Annotated in this window: 17 protein-coding genes; 9 read left to right on the top strand and 8 right to left on the bottom strand. The window is 66.3% G+C overall.

Translation table 11 applies throughout. The features are described 5' to 3' along the window. Window positions 1-237: 237 nt before the first annotated feature. Window positions 238-2,397: a M1 family metallopeptidase gene (locus WS69_RS06660; RefSeq protein WP_059470013.1), complete on the bottom strand. Its 2,160-nt coding sequence runs from the start codon at window positions 2,395-2,397 to the stop codon at window positions 238-240. A gap of 621 nt (window positions 2,398-3,018) precedes the next feature. Between WS69_RS06660 and WS69_RS06655 the strand changes: the two genes are divergently transcribed. The 4 genes from WS69_RS06655 (at window position 3,019) to WS69_RS06640 (ending at window position 7,602) form a co-directional block, all read left to right on the top strand. Further along, complete coding sequence (locus WS69_RS06655; protein ID WP_231747082.1) at window positions 3,019-3,516, top strand: LEA type 2 family protein; 498 nt, start codon at window positions 3,019-3,021, stop codon at window positions 3,514-3,516. Between the two features lie 396 nt (window positions 3,517-3,912). Next, complete coding sequence (locus WS69_RS06650) at window positions 3,913-5,031, top strand: acyltransferase family protein (protein ID WP_059470011.1); 1,119 nt, start codon at window positions 3,913-3,915, stop codon at window positions 5,029-5,031. 408 nt (window positions 5,032-5,439) lie between these two features. Continuing rightward, the gene (locus WS69_RS06645; protein ID WP_059470010.1) at window positions 5,440-6,576 is read left to right on the top strand and encodes a methyltransferase; all 1,137 of its coding nucleotides are present in this window, start codon (window positions 5,440-5,442) and stop codon (window positions 6,574-6,576) included. A 132-nt stretch (window positions 6,577-6,708) separates the two neighbouring features. Then, window positions 6,709-7,602, top strand: coding sequence for a class I SAM-dependent methyltransferase (locus WS69_RS06640; RefSeq protein WP_059470009.1), 894 nt, complete (start codon window positions 6,709-6,711; stop codon window positions 7,600-7,602). Between the two features lie 69 nt (window positions 7,603-7,671). Here WS69_RS06640 and WS69_RS06635 read toward each other — a convergent pair whose 3' ends face one another. Further along, window positions 7,672-8,253, bottom strand: a complete 582-nt coding sequence (locus tag WS69_RS06635; RefSeq protein ID WP_059470008.1) for a DUF1415 domain-containing protein — start codon at window positions 8,251-8,253, stop codon at window positions 7,672-7,674. A 434-nt stretch (window positions 8,254-8,687) separates the two neighbouring features. Next, window positions 8,688-9,317, bottom strand: coding sequence for a TetR/AcrR family transcriptional regulator (locus WS69_RS06630; RefSeq protein ID WP_059470007.1), 630 nt, complete (start codon window positions 9,315-9,317; stop codon window positions 8,688-8,690). 161 nt (window positions 9,318-9,478) lie between these two features. Here WS69_RS06630 and WS69_RS06625 point away from each other — a divergent pair, with 161 nt between their 5' ends. The 3 genes from WS69_RS06625 (at window position 9,479) to WS69_RS06615 (ending at window position 13,554) form a co-directional block, all read left to right on the top strand. Next, window positions 9,479-10,762, top strand: a complete 1,284-nt coding sequence (locus WS69_RS06625) for an MFS transporter (RefSeq protein WP_059470006.1) — start codon at window positions 9,479-9,481, stop codon at window positions 10,760-10,762. 498 nt (window positions 10,763-11,260) lie between these two features. Beyond that, the gene (locus WS69_RS06620; RefSeq protein WP_059470005.1) at window positions 11,261-11,866 is read left to right on the top strand and encodes a nitroreductase family protein; all 606 of its coding nucleotides are present in this window, start codon (window positions 11,261-11,263) and stop codon (window positions 11,864-11,866) included. Between the two features lie 428 nt (window positions 11,867-12,294). Further along, the gene (locus tag WS69_RS06615) at window positions 12,295-13,554 is read left to right on the top strand and encodes an Hsp70 family protein (protein WP_059470004.1); all 1,260 of its coding nucleotides are present in this window, start codon (window positions 12,295-12,297) and stop codon (window positions 13,552-13,554) included. Between the two features lie 116 nt (window positions 13,555-13,670). Here WS69_RS06615 and WS69_RS06610 read toward each other — a convergent pair whose 3' ends face one another. Further along, window positions 13,671-13,874 carry a cold-shock protein gene (locus WS69_RS06610; RefSeq protein WP_010106722.1) on the bottom strand — a complete coding sequence of 68 codons (204 nt, stop codon included), beginning with the start codon at window positions 13,872-13,874 and terminating at the stop codon, window positions 13,671-13,673. Window positions 13,875-13,920: 46 nt separating this feature from the next. Here WS69_RS06610 and WS69_RS34545 point away from each other — a divergent pair, with 46 nt between their 5' ends. Both WS69_RS34545 and WS69_RS06605 read left to right on the top strand, forming a co-directional pair. Beyond that, window positions 13,921-14,298, top strand: a complete 378-nt coding sequence (locus WS69_RS34545) for a hypothetical protein (protein WP_231747083.1) — start codon at window positions 13,921-13,923, stop codon at window positions 14,296-14,298. Between the two features lie 8 nt (window positions 14,299-14,306). Continuing rightward, window positions 14,307-15,905, top strand: coding sequence for an APC family permease (locus WS69_RS06605; RefSeq protein WP_059470003.1), 1,599 nt, complete (start codon window positions 14,307-14,309; stop codon window positions 15,903-15,905). 364 nt (window positions 15,906-16,269) lie between these two features. Here WS69_RS06605 and WS69_RS06600 read toward each other — a convergent pair whose 3' ends face one another. The 4 genes from WS69_RS06600 to prmC form a co-directional block, all read right to left on the bottom strand. Further along, the gene (locus WS69_RS06600; RefSeq protein ID WP_059470002.1) at window positions 16,270-17,058 is read right to left on the bottom strand and encodes a DODA-type extradiol aromatic ring-opening family dioxygenase; all 789 of its coding nucleotides are present in this window, start codon (window positions 17,056-17,058) and stop codon (window positions 16,270-16,272) included. A 228-nt stretch (window positions 17,059-17,286) separates the two neighbouring features. Next, complete coding sequence (locus WS69_RS06595; protein ID WP_059470001.1) at window positions 17,287-17,883, bottom strand: UbiX family flavin prenyltransferase; 597 nt, start codon at window positions 17,881-17,883, stop codon at window positions 17,287-17,289. Window positions 17,884-17,896: 13 nt separating this feature from the next. After that, on the bottom strand, window positions 17,897-18,205 hold the full coding sequence (grxD, locus tag WS69_RS06590; RefSeq protein WP_010106712.1) for a Grx4 family monothiol glutaredoxin: 309 nt from the start codon (window positions 18,203-18,205) through the stop codon (window positions 17,897-17,899). 79 nt (window positions 18,206-18,284) lie between these two features. Then, entirely contained in the window at window positions 18,285-19,142 is an 858-nt protein-coding gene (gene prmC / locus WS69_RS06585; protein ID WP_059470000.1) for a peptide chain release factor N(5)-glutamine methyltransferase, read from the bottom strand. Window positions 19,143-19,150: the final 8 nt, after the last annotated feature.

The following is a 19,150-nucleotide window of genomic DNA, read 5'->3' as shown; positions in this document are numbered from 1 at the left end:
GAATCCGTCTGCCGCATGAAACATGCAGGTCGCGCCCCCGCCCCTTGTGAACATACTCCGCTAACGTGACAGCGCCCTTTCGAACGTCGATATCGACGAAGTGGCGTAGGCAAAAAAATGGGCCTCCGATCGGAGGCCCGAATGACGCGCGTTGCATCGTGTGCTGCTGTTTCGCGGTTTCCGCCGCCGCGCGATGCACGGCGACGGATGACGCAGGCAACGACGTTCGAGAACGGCTTATTGCGTCCGTTGTTCGCGCGGCGTGAACTTGCCTTGGTAACGCAGCGCCGGACGTTCCTTCACCGTCTCGAAGATCGACGGCACTTGACGCAGCTTCATCGCGGCCGGCGAGTTGATCGACGAGATGCTCGTCTCGCGCGAAGGCGGCGCGAGGTTCGAGCTGACGAGCAGCGAAGCCTCGTTCTTCAGGTTCGAGAGCAGTACCGGGTCGGTCGACGCGTTGACCTGCGTGAGGAGCGCGCTCCATGCGGCATCGCCGTAGTTCGTCACGTAGTAGTCGAACCCGCTCGGATTGGCGACGACGGCCGAGCAGCCGTCGAGGCGGATCTGCGTCTGCGTATCCTTCAGCGCGAGCGTCTTGCGGTTGACGAGGCCGTCGCCGTAAGCAAGCGTCACCGGAATCGTCCATTGCGAGCCCGGATACTTGTTCTTGTTCGGGAACGGCGACTGCTTGAGCGTGACGACGTTCTGGTTCTTCGTCAGGTCGCACTGCGTGTCGAGCGACAGGAGCGGTACGCCCGTCTGGCGCACGAAGCTGTCGCCGATCGGCCCGATCTGCTGGCCGCTCGCGGCGGAGAGCGCATCCCACAGACGCTTCGGCGTGCCGTTGCCGAACGCGTAGTCGGTCAGGTACTGCCGCAGGCCCTTGCGCAGCGTCTCTTCGCCAAGATAGCCCTCGAGCATCTTCAGTACGTGTCCGCCCTTGTTATAGGTGAATGCGCTCGCGCTCAGCACGAAGTCGTTCGACGCCCAGCCGTTGAAGTTCGGCTGCACCGGGAACGCATCCGGGCCGATGTCCTTGTTGATCACGCGATACTTGGACTTGATGTGGTCGAGCCAGTTGAATTCGTCCGGGAAGAACAGGATCGTCGTCTTCGTCTCGAAGAACCGCGCGAACGATTCGTTCAGCCAAACGTCGTCCCACCAGTCGGTCGTCACGAGATCGCCGAACCATTGATGCGCGACTTCGTGCGTGAGCACCTGGTTGCCGTAGCGCGACATCGGCTGGCCCGGTTCGGGCAGGATGTCGTCGGCAAACTCGAGAATCGAGCCCCAGTTCTCCATGCCGCCGAAGTTCAGGCCTTTCTGATCCTTGAACGCATCGTTCGCGGCAACCGTGTCGAACTTGGTGAGCGGCAGCGTGATGCCGGTGTAGCGATAGTAGTAATCGAGCGCCTGCTTCGTGCGCTGCATGGCGGGCTTCGCCCAGTCGCGCATGCCGGGCGGCGTGAACACGCGCAGATGCAGGCCGCGACCGTCGGGCAGCGGGCTCGTGAAATCGTCTTCGAGCACGTCGAACAGGCCGCCGCCGAAGAAGAGCAGATACGACGGCATCGGCGGCGTCTTGTCGAACGACACCAGCTTGTAGCCGCCGCCGACGTTTACGGCAGGCTTCTCGGCCGCGTTCGACACGACGCGCCATGCCTGCGGCACTTCGGCCGTCACTTCATAGGTCGGGCGGAACGCGGGCTCGTCCCAGCCCGGGAACCACTGGCGCGACAGGTTCGTTTCGCCCTGCGTGAGGATCGCGCCGCTCGTCGTGCCGTCGGTGCTCTTCAGGTCCACGCGGAAGATCCCTTCGGCCGCCGAGCAGCCCGGATATGGATCATTGCCGCAACTGCCGCCCGTGCGATTGACGGGATCGTCGTACGACTTGAAGTTGATGATCCCTTGCCACTCCATGTGCAGCGAGTAGCTGCCCGGGGCGATCTGGCCGCTTGCGGGGCGCAGCTGATAGAAGTCGCCCTTGTCCTGCGGCGTGGCGATCAGTTGCACGTTGCCCGGCTGCAGCGTGATCTTGCCGTTCGCGAACTGGATCCGGTGGCCCGCGACGACGATCGCGTTGACGGGCTCGAGCACTTTGATCTCGACGTCCGCGCGGCCGTTGAACTGGTTGAGGGCCGCGTTCGGGCGGAACCAGAGCTTATAGTTGACGGGGACGACGGTGTCGGGCATTTCGACGGGCTTCGTGCTTTTGTCGACGGCGGCTGCGGGCGCGGTCGCATTGCCGTTTGCGCTGTTGGCGCCGTTCGACGGGCTATGTGCGGCGCCGAGCGATACGGCCGAGCTGTTGCCGCCGTCGTCGCCGCCGCAGGCGGCGAGCGTGAGCGCGCCTAGGAGGGACAGATATCGCAATCTACGATTGTTTATCCACATACTGAACCTCGAATTGATAAGAAAATTGTCCGGTCCTGCATGAATTCGACGGGCGATAGTTCACCTTCACTGTCAATCGACAGTGAAATGAATTACCCGGTTATATTCGAAGGGATTGCTGGCTGCTTACGTGAAGATAATCATGGTTGGGTGCCCCCTTTTGATTCTGGTTTGTGGATGATGGCCGGGGCGCGGTGCGAAGCGCGCGCCGGCGGCTTTCGTTGCCCGTACGCTCTGGTGCGGCCCGGCGAAGCCCTTCCGTTCGCCTCCAGGGAAAACGTCAGATTCGTCAAGCAGCGTTAAGGAATGTCAGGTAATTCGAAAGATGACTCAATATACTTGATGGATTAACGTAAAGGAATCAAAAAAAATTTGATGAGATATCACTTCCCGATTCCTTCTTATAATTTCATTTCCGGAATGATTAATCCGGGAATGGTGCTAATTTAATATTCGTAGTGAGTGGCCGTAGAGAGCGGGAAGTCGACTTGCGAACTACGAAAGGCGGGCGTTGTGCGACAGACGCGGCGCGGGCGGTCCGATTCGGCGGCCGTCGCATTGGTGCTGGTTACAATGGCCGCTTCCATGTCTCGCTCGTGAGGGTCGTCGCCGATGCATGCCATGCACCATTCCCGTTTCTTCGTTGGTCAATTGCTCGTCGCGCTCGCCGTGCTGCTCGCGCTCGGCGGGTGCGCGGCGTTGACGGCGCGCGATCCGGTGCGCGTGAGTGTCGTCGGCATCGAGCCGCTCGTCGGGCAGGGGCTCGAAATGCGCTTCGACGTGAAACTGCGGCTGCAGAATCCGAACGACGCGCCGATCGACTACGATGGCGTCGCGCTCGATCTCGAACTGAACGGCAGGCCGTTCGCGAGCGGCGTGAGCGACGCGCGGGGCACGGTGCCGCGCTTCGGCGAACAGGTGCTGAGCGTGCCCGTCACGGTGTCCGCGTTCTCGGCTGCGCGGCAGGCGTTCGGACTCGCGGACGTGACGGAATCGGGCAAGCTGCCTTACGTGCTGCGCGGCAAGCTTGCCGGCGGGATGTTCGGCAGCGTGCGCTTCACCGATTCCGGCACGCTCAGCTTGCCGGCGTCGCCGGGCGGTTATGGCGGCGGTTATTGAGTATGGGATGGGCGATTCGCGGGTGATCGGGCGCCCGTTATGCGCCGGGCGGGCGTGACGCCTTCTGTCGCTTGACGTCGCCATGTCGCCGATGTCGCGGCAGGCGGCGCTCGCGCATCGTCCCGACGGCGTTGCCCCGATTGATCGGCGTACGCTGCGCACCCGCGCGCGCCCTTTCGCGCAGGGCGCTTGCGTCTTCGGCCGCGCACCGCGCACCGTGCCGCTCGCAGATCGATCGCACCGGCCGGGCCGCTGCGTGCGGTGCCGCACGGAAAGCGCGCGCGCGGCGCGCTACGGTAGCGTGACGAGGCGGCGATGCCGCTCGACGCGCTTGCGCGTCGAGTTCGCGCGCGTCGCCGTTTCGCGCGCAGCGCCAGCCGTACGATCGATTCAGCCATGTCCGATTCCACCAGCCCGAGCCGTTTCGCGCACGTCGATGCGATGCGCGCCGTTGCCGTGCTGTTCGTCATGTGGACTCACTACGCGGAGTTGTTCGACAATCTCGCGGGCTCGCAGCATGTGCTCGATGCGCTGCAGCGCTCGGTGAATTTCGGTCGCATCGGCGTCGTCATTTTCTTTTGCATCAGCGGAATGCTGATTCCGACGAGCCTGCGCGGCGCGCCGTCGGAGGGCACGCGCCGCTTCGTCGTGCGTCGTTTTTTTCGGCTCTACCCGGCGTTCTGGCTGTCGCTGCCGCTCGGTTATCTCGTGTATTGGCTGTTGTTCGGGCTGCGAATGGATGCGACCGGCCTGCTCTCGAACCTGACGATGATCCCGACTGTGTTCGGTCGAGATCCGGTGATGGGGCACTATTGGACGCTCGAAACCGAGCTGTACTTCTACGTGCTGTGCGTACTGCTGTTCAACATCGACGCGCTGCATCGGATGCGCGCTCTGTGCGCGGTCTGCGCGGGACTGTGCGTGCTCTTCGTCGTGACGTCGGCGTTGCGGATCGTTCCGGCGGACGCGCTCGGCCAGTACAAGGGGATGCTCTATCACCTCGCGATCATGTTCTGGGGCGCGTGCTTCCGGCAGGCATACGAGGCGCCGCTGAAGACGTTCGCGACGATGCGCGGCCGCATTCCGCTCACGTATCGCGCGGCGACGATCGCGCTCGGCGTGCTCATCGTCGCGATCTCGCTGCTGATGGCGGCCGCAAACTGGCGGCATCGCGATTTCGTGCATGTTTCCGCGTCGCTCGGCTACGTATTCGGCGTCGCGATTTTCGTTGCGCTCGCAACGGTATTGAAGATTCGTCTGCGGCTCTTCGCGTGGCTCGGCGAGATCAGTTACTCGATCTATCTGCTGCACGGCATTCCGCTGTATCTGTTGCTGTGGATGTGCGAGCGACACGGAATCACGGATCTGCCGCTCGGCGTCTACATGGCTCTGCCGGTTCTGCCGGCGATCGCGCTGTCGTGGGTGAGCTATCGGTTCTGCGAGGCGCCGTTCGTGCGCTTCGCGCACGCGTTGACGCCGAAGCGTCGCGTCGACGCAGCGACGGCGAAAGTCTGAAGCGCGGGGGGCGCTTGCGGCGGCGCACGGCGAGCGCTGAGCCTTGCGCGCCGGTCGTCGAGTGCCGCGTCGATCGGTTGGGGCGCGATGATGTTCCGCATTCTGCGTACGACAGCCGACGTCCGATGTTCGACGGCAGCGTGTCGCACATGTGGCGCATGTAGCGCATGTGGCACATGACGCACCGTGCGAGATTCGACTTACGGCGCGTGACCTTCGACGATCGACATTCGATACGCGCCGCCGCACGCGCAGCGCTGCTGCAGACCACATCGACCATCGGCACACAAAACCGCATGCGCCATCGTCGTGCGCCAAGCGCTTTTTTGCCGGCCGAGTGCAAAGCGCGGTACTGTGTCGTCCGCGGCGCGTCGCGCCGCCTGTCGACTCAACGATTCCCGATTCCTTGTGACTGCCTTTCCCGAATTCCATTGGACCGACGCCGACGGCGTCGAGCACGCCGTTCGCTGGCGCTCCGAAGCCGGCTCGCCGCCGCCGCGCCGCGCGGTCGTGGCCGACGACCGCACGACGGCCGACGCTGCGTACCGCCTCGCCTGCGAAGGGACAGCGCTCGTCTGGCAGGGCGACTTCCAGAATGCGCGCCAGCTGCTGCAGGCGCTCGCGCGCCGGATCGAGCGCAAGCCGAAGAAGACGAAGCCGGCCGCGACGCCCGTCGACGCGTTCAATCTCCACCGGATGGCGCAGGCGCAACGCGCACGCACGCTCGGGATGCTGCTGATTCCGCTCGAAGCCGACTATTCGATCGCGCTGCGCCGCGCGCCGGATCTGCGGGCTGCATGCGAAGAGGCGTACGGCGCGGGCGGCGAGCGTTCGATCGCGTCGCTGCGCGAGCTGCTCGGCATCGTCGGCGCGCACGAATGGCGCAAGAAGGGCGTGCCGCTCGCCGCGCTCGGCGGCGAGCGGATTCATCCGCACTACGGCGTGTTCTCGCCTGTGCGCGGCGAGTACGTGGATCTCGTCGCGCGTGCGCCGCTGCCGTCGACGTCGCTCGCGTTCGACATCGGCGTCGGCACCGGCGTGCTCGCCGTGGTGCTCGCGTCGCGCGGCGTCGAACGCATCGTCGCGACCGATCAGGACCCGCGTGCGCTCGCGTGCGCGGCGGAGAACGTCGCGCGGCTCGGCTACGCGTCGCAGGTCGAGATCGTCGAAGCCGATCTGTTTCCCGAAGGGCGCGCGCCGCTCATCGTCTGCAATCCGCCTTGGGTGCCCGCGCGGCCGAGCTCGCCGCTCGAATACGCGGTCTACGATCCGGACAGCCGGATGCTGAAGGGCTTTCTCGCGGGGCTCGCCGCGCATCTCGCGCCGGGCGGCGAGGGCTGGCTGATCCTGTCGGACTTCGCGGAGCATCTCGGCCTGCGCACGCGCGACGAATTGCGCGGCTGGATCGATGCGGCGGGCTTGACTGTCGTTGGCCGCGACGACGTGAAGCCCGTTCATCCGAAGGCGTCGGACCCCGCCGATCCGCTGCATCGCGCGCGGGCGGCCGAGACGACGTCGCTCTGGCGTCTCGCCGTACGCCGCTGAGCCGGCTCGCGTGACGCGGACCGGGGCGGCGCGCGCCGTTTTAGGTAAACTGTGACGCTTCCACGCACGCTTTGATGCCGCCCACCGCCGCCCGACGCTTGCTTCGAGCGGCCGCCGGCCTGCCTCCTCCCGATGTCGACCAAGACTTACGAAATCCGCCCGAACCAGTCGATCGAACTGCTGAAGGAACTGCACATCCTGACGCGCGACGGCAAGCTGAACCAGGACAGCCGCCGCAAGCTGAAGCAGGTGTATCACCTGTTCCAGTTCATCGAGCCGCTGCTCGCCGACGTCGCGGGGGACAAGGGGGGCGTGACGCTCGTCGATCACGGCGCGGGCAAGTCGTATCTCGGCTTCATTCTGTACGACCTGTTCTTCAAGGCGCGCCCGCTCGCCGGTTCGCACATCTACGGCATCGAAACGCGCGAGGAGCTCGTCGCGCGCTCGACCGGGCTTGCCGAGCGGCTCGGCTTCGGCGGGATGTCGTTCCTGAATCTGTCGGTTGCCGATTCGATCGCGTCGCCGCGACTGCCGGATACGGTCGACGTCGTCACCGCGCTGCACGCGTGCGACACCGCGACCGACGACGCGATCCGCTTCGCGCTCGCGAAGCGCGCGCGGTACATCGTGCTCGTGCCATGCTGCCAGGCGGAGGTCGCGGGCGTGCTGCGCAAGAACAAGGGGAAGTCGCTCGCGAATGCGCTGACCGAAGTGTGGCGGCATCCGCTGCACACGCGTGAGTTCGGCAGTCAGATCACCAACGTGCTGCGCTGCCTGCAGCTCGAGGCGCACGGCTATCAGGTGAACGTGACGGAGCTCGTCGGATGGGAGCATTCGATGAAGAACGAGCTCATCATCGCCCAATACAAGAACCTGCCGCGGCGCAAGCCGAGCGAGCGGCTCAACGAGATCCTCGACATGTTCGGGCTCGCGGAGCTGCACGAACGCTTCTTCGCGCCTGCCGCGCAACCGGCCGATGCCGCGCAGGCCGAATCGGCCGCCGCCGAGTTTGAGCCGCGGGCATGACTTGCGGCGCGCGACGCGCCGCATGCGGTGTTCGGTGCGAAATCGCTTCGCGCGTCGCGCCGCTTCGCGCTATTTCGCGTCTTCTTCGTCCTCGCCGCGCTGCGCGATCCAGTCGCGCCAGCCCGCATGGCCGAGGCGCCGCAGCGTCGCTTGATTGCGTTCGTAGATGTCGGCCGCGTCCGGGAACGCGTCGACGGCCCGCTCGATGCTCGCTTCGCGCAGCAAGTGCAGGATCGGATACGGCGCGCGGTTCGTGTAGTTTTCGATGTCGTCGGGCTCGGTGCCGTCGAACTGATAGTGCGGATGGAAGCTCGCGATCTGCAACGTGCCTTCGAGCCCCAGTTGCTGCAAGAGGCGATCGGCGAACCAGAGCGCGTCGTTGTAGTCGAGGAAATCGCCGAACGTGTTCGGGAAGATCAGCAGCGTCGTGTCGATTTCGTCCGGATCGGCGGCTTCGAGGCGCCGCAGCTCGCGCTCGAGATCGGTCAGCGCCGCTTCCAGCGACGTCGCGCGGCTGATCGCGTAGCGGATCTGACGCTTCACGTGGACGCTCTTCGCGAACGGGCACAGGTTGAGCCCGATCACCGCACGCGTCAGCCAGTGGCGCGTGGCGGCGAGGATCTCTGCATCGGACGGAAAGACTTCGGTCATGGCGGCAACGGCGTGGCGGTCAAGCCGCGATTGTAGCGGGCGGGGGCGGGGCGGCATGCGTCGGCGCGTCGCGCTTCGGATGCGGCGCTTGGTCGGCGTGGTCACGGCTGGCTTGCGCCGATGTGTGCCCGACGCTGGCGAGCGCGCGGCGATATGGCGGGGCAATGTTGCGGCGTGCGGCTTTTTTGCGACCCCGGCGGCAAGCGCATGACGCGGCGATTTCCGCCGTTACGGCGGTCGGCCAATCAGCTGATCCGGGAATCCGGGAATCGGCAATTCGACCAATCAGCGTATCGACCATTCGGCAATTCGACCAATCGACCAATCGACCAATCGGCGAATCGGCGAATCGGCGAATCGGCGAATCGGCGAATCGGCGAATCCACCGTCACACCTCGCGCCGCTTTGGCAGTCGCGCATTTGCCGGCATCGCATCACGCGCACGCCGCGTCGATCAATTGCCGCGCGACGCGCGGCGCGCAGCCGATCGGGGACGCGCCCGGCCGATATGTCTGACTCGCCGCGTAAATTCCTTCGATCAGCAGGGCGAGCGCGTCGGCGAGCGCCTGCGGCTCGCGCGCGCCCGCCGCTTCCGATAGCGCGACGAGCCGCGTCATCAGCCGATCCTTGTTGTCGGCGACCGCGAGCCGCACCGGATGGTCGAGTTCCGAAAACTCGGTCGCGACGTTGACGAACGGACAGCCGCGATAGCCGGGTTGCGTCGCGCGCTGCGCGAGGTCGTCGAAATACTGGACGAGTTGCGCCTTCGGATCGCCCGGATGCTTGGCGGCGCTCGTGTCGAAGCGCTCGAAGAAGCACGCGTCCATTCGGTCGAGGTACGCGAGCACGAGCTCGTCCTTCGACGCGAACTGCCGGTACAGGCTCATCTTGTTGACGCCCGCGCGTTCGACGACCGCGTCGACGCCCACCGCGCGAATCCCCTCCTGATAGAAGAGCTCTTCCGCCGCGCGCAGCAGATGCTGCTGCGCTTCAGCGCCCGCGATCTGAGTGCTGCGCGGCCGGCGGCCGGCCGGCTTGGCGGCTTTGGCGACGGTGGTGACCATGCTCGATCCCGACTACGAAAAATTGACTGCTTGACATGTTACCGATCGGTCACTAGGATCGCAAGCAAATTGTGACTGATCGGTAACAAAGGTCGGCGCATCTTCCCTCAAGCTCCGGTGTGTCGACGCGATCGGCGCGGCCGGTGTCAGGAGTGATCCGAATGAATTGGGCGGCAAAGAGGATAGGCGGGCGTTTCCATTACGGCTGGCTCGCGGCGGCGGTGGTGTTTCTGATTCTTCTCGCGGCGGCGGGCACGCGCGCGACGCCGAGCGTGCTGATGGTGCCGCTCGAGCACGAATTCGGCTGGAGCCGCGCGGCGATCTCGCTCGCGATTTCGGTGAACATCGCTTTGTACGGGCTCACCGGGCCGTTCGCGGCGGCGGCCATGCAGCGCTTCGGCGTACGTCCGACGATCCTCGCCGCGCTCGGCGTGATGGGCGCGGGCGTCGCGCTGTCGTCGATGATGACGGCGACGTGGCAGATGGTGCTGATCTGGGGCGTGATGGTCGGCGGCGCGACGGGCGTCGCGGCGCTCACGCTGTCGGCGACGTTCGTGACCCGCTGGTTCGTCGCGCGGCGCGGCCTCGTGATGGGGCTCTTGACGGCGAGCTCCGCGACGGGCCAGCTCGTGTTCCTGCCGATGCTCGCGGCGATCGCACAGCGCCACGGCTGGCGGCCCGTCGTGCTGACGGTCGCGGTGGCGGTGGCGATCGCCGTGCCGCTCGTCGCGCTACTGCTGCCGGAGCGGCCGTCCGACGTCGGGCTGCGCCCGTACGGCGAGCCCGCCGACGCGCCGCGCACGGACGATGGCGCGAGGCGCAACCCGATCGCGGTCGCGTTCGGTACGCTCGCGATGGCGTCGAAGACGCGCGATTTCTGGCTATTGTTCATGAGCTTCTTCATCTGCGGCGCGAGCACGAACGGCTACGTCGGCACGCACCTGATTGCGATGTGCAGCGATTACGGGATGACGGAAGTGCAGGGTGCGTCGCTGCTCGCCGCGATGGGCGTGTTCGACCTGATCGGCACGACGATGTCCGGCTGGCTGTCCGACCGCTACGACAGCCGCGTGCTGCTGTTTTGGTATTACGGGCTGCGCGGGTTGTCGCTGATCTATCTGCCGCATGCATTCGGCATCGACTTCTTCGGGCTGCCGCTCTTCGCGGTGTTCTACGGGCTCGACTGGATCGCGACCGTGCCGCCCACCGTGCGCCTCGCGACCGACGCGTATGGCAAGGACGCGGCGCCCGTGGTGTTCGGCTGGATCGTCGCGGGCCACCAGCTCGGCGCGGCGTTCGCGGCGCTCGGCGCCGGCATGTTGCGCGCGAGCCTCGGCACGTACACGGTCGCGTCGATGATCTCTGGCGGGCTGTGCATTGTCGGCGCGCTGATCGTGCTGCGGATCAATCGCGGGACGGCGAGGGTGTCGGCGAGCGCGGCCTGAGCGGATCGAGCGGATCGAGCGGATCGAGCGCGCCGCGCTCGGGAGACGCGCGGCGCAACCGCAGGCGGCCGGTGAAGGGCGGGCCGTGGGCGACGGGTGATGAAAAGCAAAGGGGCGGCGGAGAGTGGGGAGCCATAGTCGGAAAGCCGTAGGCGAAGGGCAAAGGCTCGGCGCTCGATTGTGCCGCCTGCCTCGGCTTCGACCGACCGGTCCGCCTTGAAAGCGCGGCGATTGCCCGCAGCGTGCGACCAGATCGCCGATCGCCGGTGATCTGGCGACCCGGCGACCCGGCGACCCGGCGACCCGGCGACCCGGCGACCCGGCCACCCGCCACCCGCCATCCGCCATCCGCCATCCGCCATCCGCCATCCGCCATCCCTTTGCGCCGCCGCCAATTTGCATTCGCGAGCGCAGTCCGGCAAGTTCCGCGACAAGCGGTTATGCTGGCGTTTCTTTTCCGGGCAACCGAGCCCTTTTTTCAAATTGGTGAGGAAACGCATGTCCGTCAAACCCGCTCCCACTTCCATCTCGATTCACGAGCTGATCGCCGGCCGCTGGAGTCCGCGCGCGTATTCGAGCGAGCCAGTCGGTGCCGATCATCTGCATGCGGTGCTCGAAGCGGCGCGCTGGGCGCCGTCCGCGTACAACGCGCAGCCGTGGCGCTTCATCGTGTTCGACCGCAGCAAGGACGAGGTCGCGTTCAAGCGCGCATTCTCGACGCTCGTGCCGTTCAACCAGGGCTGGAACGCGCCCGCGCCGGTGCTGATCGCGGTGACCGCGCACACGCTGACGTCGAAGGGCGAGCCGAGCACGACGGCGTTCTACGACGCCGGCGCGGCCGCGATGTCGCTCGTGCTGCAGGCGCACGCGCTCGGCCTCGCCGCGCACCAGATGAGCGGCTTCGACGCGAAGGCGTTCCGCGACGCGTTCGCGATCCCGGCCGACGTCGAGCCGCTCGCGATCATCTCGATCGGCCACTACGGCGACGCCGACAAGCTCGATCCGGTGCTGCGCGAGCGCGAGCGCGCGCCGCGCACGCGTCATCCGCTCGGCGAGGTCGTCTACGCGGACGCATGGCAAAAGCCGTTCTCGTCGGCGGCGTGACGCAACGCAGCGCGCATGCGGCGCGCGCGGCGAGTCGATCGGTCGGGCCGCCCGCGCGCAGGTGTCGCCGATGCGGATTCGCCGCGCCGGCGCCGGCCGGATCGGCGGCGAGCGCGCGGCCGCCGATGCCGAATCGATGGGCCCGGTGACGCCGCCATCGGTCGAGGCGGTGACATAGCGCGTGCCGCCGCCGCTCGACGATATCGGCGGAACATCATCAAGCAAAAGCCTGGTCGACCGCGACGGTCGGCTATCGCGCCCGGCATGCCGGGCCGGCGCGGAGTGTCCACGCTCGGAGCTCCCCGGCCCGCGTCGTCCGCGTCGGACGCTTCCGTCCGCATCCGTCCGCGCCCCGGTTGTGACGCCGGGCGGTTTCGTGATAAAAAGCCGGTCCTTCCGTTTTCGCGCCGCCATCCGGCGCCCGCCCCATGACCTACTGCGCGATCGACTTCGGCACGTCCAATTCCGCAGTCGCGTTGCCGCGCGGCGGCGGCGCGCCCGGCATGCGGCTCGCTCCCGTCGAGCGCGAGCACCTGACGCTGCCCACCGCCATCTTCTTCAACACCGACGAGGGCGCCCGCGAATACGGCCGCTCGGCGCTCGCGTCGTACATCGACGGCTTCGACGGCCGCCTGATGCGCTCGATGAAGAGTATTCTCGGCTCGCCGCTCGCGGAAACCACGACCGATCTTGGCGACGGCTCCGCGATCGCGTACACCGACATCATCGCGCTCTTCCTGATGCATCTGAAGCAGAAGGCCGAGGCGTGCGCGGGCGGCGCGATCGGCCGCGCGGTGCTCGGCCGCCCGGTGTTCTTCGTCGATGACGATCCGCGCGCCGACCGCCTCGCGCAGCAGCAGCTCGAAGCGGCCGCGCACGCGGTAGGGCTGACCGAAGTGCAATTCCAGTACGAGCCGATCGCCGCCGCGTTCGACTACGAGTCGCGGCAGGACGCCGAACGGCTCGTGCTCGTCGCGGACATCGGCGGTGGCACGTCGGACTTCTCGCTCGTGCGGGTCGGCCCCGACCGGATGCGCCGGCTCGAGCGCAAGGACGACGTGCTCGCGCACCACGGCGTACACGTCGCGGGCACCGATTATGACCGGCGCGTCGAGCTGTCGGCGGTGCTGTCCGCGTTCGGCTACCGTGCGTTCGATCCGGAGGGCCGCGAACTGCCGAATCGGATCTATTTCGATCTCGCGACCTGGCACCTGATCAATACCGTCTACACGCCGAAGCGGATCGGCGAGCTCAAGCTGATGAAGCACTTGTATACGGATGTCCGCCATTTCGAGCGACTGCTGCGCGTCGTCGAGCAACGGCTCGGCCACGCGCTCGCCGCGCGGGCGGAAGAGGCGAAGATCGGCGTGTCGGCGGGGGGCGAGACGATGATCGATTTGAACGACGTCGAGGAGGATCTGCAGATCGCGTTCGACGCGCACCAACTGATCGACGCGAGCCGCGACGAGACTGCGCGGATCGTCGACGCCGCCCGCGAGACGGTGCGACTCGCGGGGATCGCGCCGCACGACGTCGGCGCGCTGTATTTCACGGGCGGCTCGACGGGACTCGCGTTCCTGTCGGGCGCGCTCGCGGCGGCGTTCCAGGATGCGCAGCCGGTGTACGGCGATCGCCTTGCGAGCGTCGCGACGGGCCTCGGCATCCATGCGCAGCGCGTGTACGGCTGACGGACGGCGCGCGGGCGGCCCGCCAGCACCCATGCTGGGGATCGCCCGATTCACCGAAAACAAAAAACCCCGCCGAAGCGGGGCTTTTTACTGTGCTGCGAAATCTCGCGCTGCGCTTACAGCGGCTTGATGTTCGCTGCTTGCAGACCCTTCGGGCCGGTCTTCACTTCGAACTCGACCTTCTGGTTCTCTTGCAGCGTCTTGAAGCCTTCGCTGCGGATTTCCGAGAAATGCGCGAAGAGGTCTTCACCGCCGCCTTCCGGGGTGATGAAACCAAAACCCTTAGCGTCGTTGAACCACTTGACGGTGCCGGTTGCCATAACTTGTTCCTAAAAATGTAAAACAGGGCCAAAGCCCGGGGAGCGCATGAAAATCAAGGAAGGGGGTAATGGGACCAACCGGAGTACCGTTGATGGGCGAACTACGAAAGTACCTATTCACTCGCCGCTTGAAATCCTGCTCGACCGTTTATACGACTATTCGATTCGACGGTCAATCGTATTCGAACAAATCTCAGGGTTAATGCTGAGGCAACCAATTATTAGAGCTTACAAAGCTTGCTATTGTCATCAAATTTTTGTAGGGGTCGATCGATTTTTGCGTTCATTCCGTGGTGCAACCGTTAAACTACGCGCCGCGCGGATGGGTTGCTCCCGATCGGACAACCTGTCCCCCAAGAATGCATGTGCGGTGCCGTCCGGCTCGATCCTCGACGGCGTGCCGACCTTGCTTTTTGAGACATAGGAGAGGTTGTGAAGAGTTCTATTCAACGGAACATCGGTCCGTTCGCCTTGATGCTGACCGGGCTGGGTTCGATCATCGGGTCGGGCTGGCTGTTCGGCGCATGGAAAGCCGCCAAGATCGCCGGACCCGCCGCCATCTGCGCGTGGATCATCGGCGCGGTCGTGATTCTCGCCATTGCGCTGACGTATGCCGAACTCGGCGCGATGTTCCCCGAATCGGGCGGCATGGTCCGCTATGCGCGCTACTCGCACGGCTCGCTCGTCGGCTTCATCAGCGCGTGGGCGAACTGGATCGCGATCGTCTCGGTGATTCCGATCGAGGCGGAGGCGTCGATCCAGTACATGAGCACCTGGCCCTACGCGTGGGCGCACGCGCTCTTCGTCAGCGGCGAGCTCACGACACCCGGTCTTCTGCTGTCGGCGGTCCTCGTCGTCATCTACTTTCTGCTCAATTATTGGGGTGTGAAGCTCTTCGCGCGCGCAAACACCACCATCACCATCTTCAAGTTCCTGATTCCCGGCCTCACGATCGCAGGCCTGATGCTGTCGAGCTTCCATAGCGAAAACCTCGGCACCGCGTCGAACGCGAGCTTTGCGCCGTATGGCTGGTCGGCCGTGCTGACCGCGGTCGCGACGAGCGGCATCGTGTTCGCGTTCAACGGTTTCCAGAGCCCCGTGAACCTCGCCGGCGAAGCGCGCAATCCGTCGCGCAGCGTGCCGTTCGCGGTGATTTCGTCGATCCTGATCGCGCTCGTGATCTACGTGTTGCTGCAAGTCGCCTACATCGGCGCGGTGAATCCGGCCGACGTCGCGAAGGGCTGGGTGCACTTCAACTTCGCTTCGCCGTTCGCGGAACTCGCGATCGCACTGAACCTGAACTGGCTCGCGATCCTGCTGTACGTTGACGCGTTCGTGAGCCCGAGCGGCACCGGCACGACCTACATGGCGACGACGACCCGCATGATCTACGCGATGGAGCGCAACAACACGATGCCGAAGATGTTCGGCAATGTGCACCCGCTCTACGGCGTGCCGCGCCAGGCGATGTGGTTCAACCTGCTGGTTTCGTTCGTCTTCCTGTTCTTCTTCCGCGGCTGGAGCTCGCTCGCGGCGGTGATCTCGGTCGCGACCGTGATCTCGTACCTGACGGGCCCGATCAGCCTGATGGCGCTGCGCCGCGCGGCGACGGACCTCGAGCGTCCGCTGTCGATTCCGGGCATGAAGCTGATCGCGCCGTTCGCGTTCGTGTGCGCGTCGCTGATCCTGTACTGGGCGAAGTGGCCGCTGACGGGCGAGATCATCCTGCTGATGGTCGTCGCGCTGCCTGTCTACTTCTACTTCCAGGCGAAGTCCGGCTGGGGCGGCTGGGGGTGCGACCTGAAGGCCGCGTGGTGGCTCGTCGCGTACCTGCCGACGATGGCCGTGCTGTCGCTCATCGGCAGCAAGGAGTTCGGCGGCCGCAACCTGCTGCCGTACGGCTGGGACATGCTGGTCGTCGCGGTGATCTCGCTCGTGTTCTATTACTGGGGCGTGAATACCGGTTATCGCACCGAATATCTCGACGAGCGCGAGTCGCGCGACGAGATCCTCGAAGGGATCGGCGCGTAATCGCACGGCCCGTCGCCGACGATCGGCGGCGACGGGCGTCGAAGCTCGAAGACAAAGCCCGCCTGGGAAATCCCGGGCGGGCTTTGTCGTTTTGGGGCGGTCGGAGCGTGGCGTGTCGGCCTGCGGGCTCGGACGGGTGGCCGGGGCCGCGTGCGGCCGCTCGGGTCAAGCGCGTCGTCCGCGTCGGCATGCTGTTGCTTGCGGTGCTGGGGCTGGATGCCCTGAGTGCGTGCCCATGGCGCTCCCGATGATCAGCAGTGGCGGCGAGGGCTGCTGCTGCCAGAGCGAAGCCTGCGCAGTGCGTCGAGGCCGGATGCCGAAGCCCAGGAAGCGCCGGAATGCCGAAGCCGCGGCTCAGCGCGCGTCAGGCCGCCGAGTCGAATACATAGTTCGTCATCGCGAGCACGCGCTGGTACGTGCCGAGCGACTGGATGCGCAGCCGGTAGTCGTCGTCGGCCGCGCCGAGCGCCGCGAAGATGGGCAACAGGTGCTCGTCGGTCGGATGCATCAGCACCGCGTGCGGCGCTTGGCGGCGATAGTCGAGCAGCGCATCGACGTCGCGCGCGGCGAGCTTTTCCTCGAACCAGCCGGTGAATTCGGCGACGCGCGGGTCCGCGTCCTCGGGCGCGGCCGAGAAGTCCGCCGCGCGCAGGTTGTGCGTGATCTGACCCGAGCCGATCACCATCACGCCTTCGTCGCGCAGCGACCGCAGCGCACGACCGACGCGGAAATGGTGCGTCGCGTCGGCGCGCGGCTGGATCGACAACTGCGCGACCGGCACGTCGGCGTCCGGGAACATCAGCAGCATCGGCACCCACGCGCCGTGATCGAGCCCGTGCGGCGTGGCTGCCATCTCGATGCCCGCATCGCCGAGCAGCGCGGCCGCGCGGGCCGCGACGTCGGGCGCGCCGGGCGCCGGATAGCGGATCTCATAGAGCGCGCGCGGAAAGCCGTAGAAATCGTGGATCGTGTCGGGCCGTTCGGCGGTGCTGACGACGGGCTGATGCGTGAGCCAATGCGCGGACAGCATCAGCACCGCGCGCGGGCGGGGCAGCTCGCCGCCGAGCACGGTGAACGCGCCGGACGGCAGCGTCGGATCGATCGGCAGCGTCGGCGCGCCGTGCGACAGATAGAGGGACGGAAGGCGGTTCATGATGATCGGGACTTCTGGGAAGTGACATTGCCTACGACTATAGGCTCGTACCGATCATTGATAAATGCGAAGAACGGATTTGATTGTGTCGACGATGTTATTAATCGCGTGGGTGCGACGACGCGGCAACAATGGGCGGCTGGTCGCGATTACGCGGGGCGACGCGCGACTCGCGCGCGATCGACTGCCGACGGAGAAACGGCCGCCATGCCGGTTTCGCCGTCGGCGTCAGCCATGCTCGCGCAGCCCTTGCCACGGGGTGGTGCGTGGCGCGCCGAGCGCGAACATGTCGAGCGCGCGTGCGACCGTATGGTCGACCATCTCGTCGATCGATTTCGGCATGGCGTAGAACGCGGGCATCGGCGGAAAGATCACGCCGCCCATCTCGGTGACGGCCGTCATGTTGCGCAGATGCGCGAGGTTGAACGGCGTTTCGCGCACGAGCAGCACGAGCCGGCGGCGCTCCTTCAGCGTGACGTCCGCAGCGCGGGTGATCAGGTTGTCGGATAGGCCGTGCGCGATGCTCGCGAGCGTTTTCATCGAGCATGGCGCGACGATCATGCCGTCCGTCGCGAACGAGCCGGACGCGATGCTCGCGCCGACGTCGCGCACCGAATGGACGACGTCGGCGCGCGCCAGCATGTCGTCCTTCGACAGTTGCAGTTCGTGCTGGAGGTTGAGCCAGCCGGCGCTCGAGATCAGCAGGTGCGTCTCGACGCCGCCCGACGCGCGCAGCATGTCGAGCATGCGCACCCCGTAGATCGCGCCGGTGGCGCCCGTGATCGCGACGATCAGGCGCCGCGGCGGCGCCGGACGAGGCTCCATCGGGATGGGCGGATCAGGCGGTGAAGAGCTGCTGCAATTCGCCCGACTGGTACATCTCCATCATGATGTCCGAGCCGCCGACGAATTCGCCCTTCACATAGAGCTGCGGGATCGTCGGCCAGTTCGAGAATTCCTTGATGCCCTGGCGGATTTCTTCGTCCTCGAGCACGTTGACCGTCTTGAACTGGTCGACGCCGCACGCCTTCAGCACCTGCACGGCGCGGCCCGAAAAGCCGCACATCGGGAATTGCGCCGTGCCTTTCATGAAGAGCACGACCTGGTTTTCGTCGACGATTTGCTTGATGCGTTGTTGGGTATCCATGACTGACCTTGCTGTAGCTGGGCGTTAGAAAAGAAATGATACTGGATTTCACCTGGGCCGGCGGGCGCCGCCCGCGGCGTCAGCCGGGCAGGCGGCCGCCCGTCGCGCGCTCGATCGATGCGAGATCCGTGAGCGACTCGACGCCGGCGAAGCCCGCTGCCTCGAGGAGCGCGCGGACGCCGGCCGCCTGATCGTAGCCGTGTTCGATCCACAGCGCGCCGTCCGGCGCGAGGAACGCATGCGCGCCCGCAACGATCGCGCGGATCGCGGCGAGCCCGTCGTCCTCGTCGGTGAGCGCGCCGCGCGGCTCGAAGCGCAGATCGCCTTCGGCGAGGTGCGGATCGTGCCGCGCAATGTACGGCGGGTTGCTGACGATCGCATGAAAGCGCAGGCCGGCATCGAGCGCCGCGTACCAGTCGCTTTCGAGAAACCGCAGCGGGCCGCCCGGGCGCGCCGGAGCGAGCAGCTTGCGCGCGTTGCGGCGCGCGACGTCGAGTGCGGCCGGCGACCGGTCGAGCGCCCACACGCGCGCGTCGGGCCGTTCGGACGCGATCGACACCGCGATCGCGCCGCTGCCCGTGCCGAGATCGAGCACGCACGGCGAGGCGATTCCGTCGACCGCGTCGAGCACCGTCTCGACGAGCAGCTCCGTCTCCGGCCGCGGGATCAGCACGTCCGGCGTGATCTCGAATTCGAGGCCGAAGAACTCGCGCGCGCCCGTGAGCTGCGCGACCGGCTCGCCCGCCGCGCGGCGCGCCTCGAGCGCGAGGTAGCGCTCGACCGCGGTGGCGTCGAGCGGCTCGTCGGCGCGCGTGATCAGTTGCGTGCGAGTCCAGCCGAGCGCGTGCGCGAGCAGGATCCGCGCGTCGACCGCGTCGAGCGGGGACGCGCGCAGCAAGTCGGCGGCGGTGGCGGGCGTGGGCCTCGTCGTGCTCATCGTGCGCG

Source organism: Burkholderia sp. BDU5 (assembly GCF_001522845.1).
GTDB lineage: Bacteria > Pseudomonadota > Gammaproteobacteria > Burkholderiales > Burkholderiaceae > Burkholderia > Burkholderia mayonis.
Note: the sequence above shows the minus strand (reverse complement) of the source record. Positions and strands in the feature narration are given on the sequence as shown.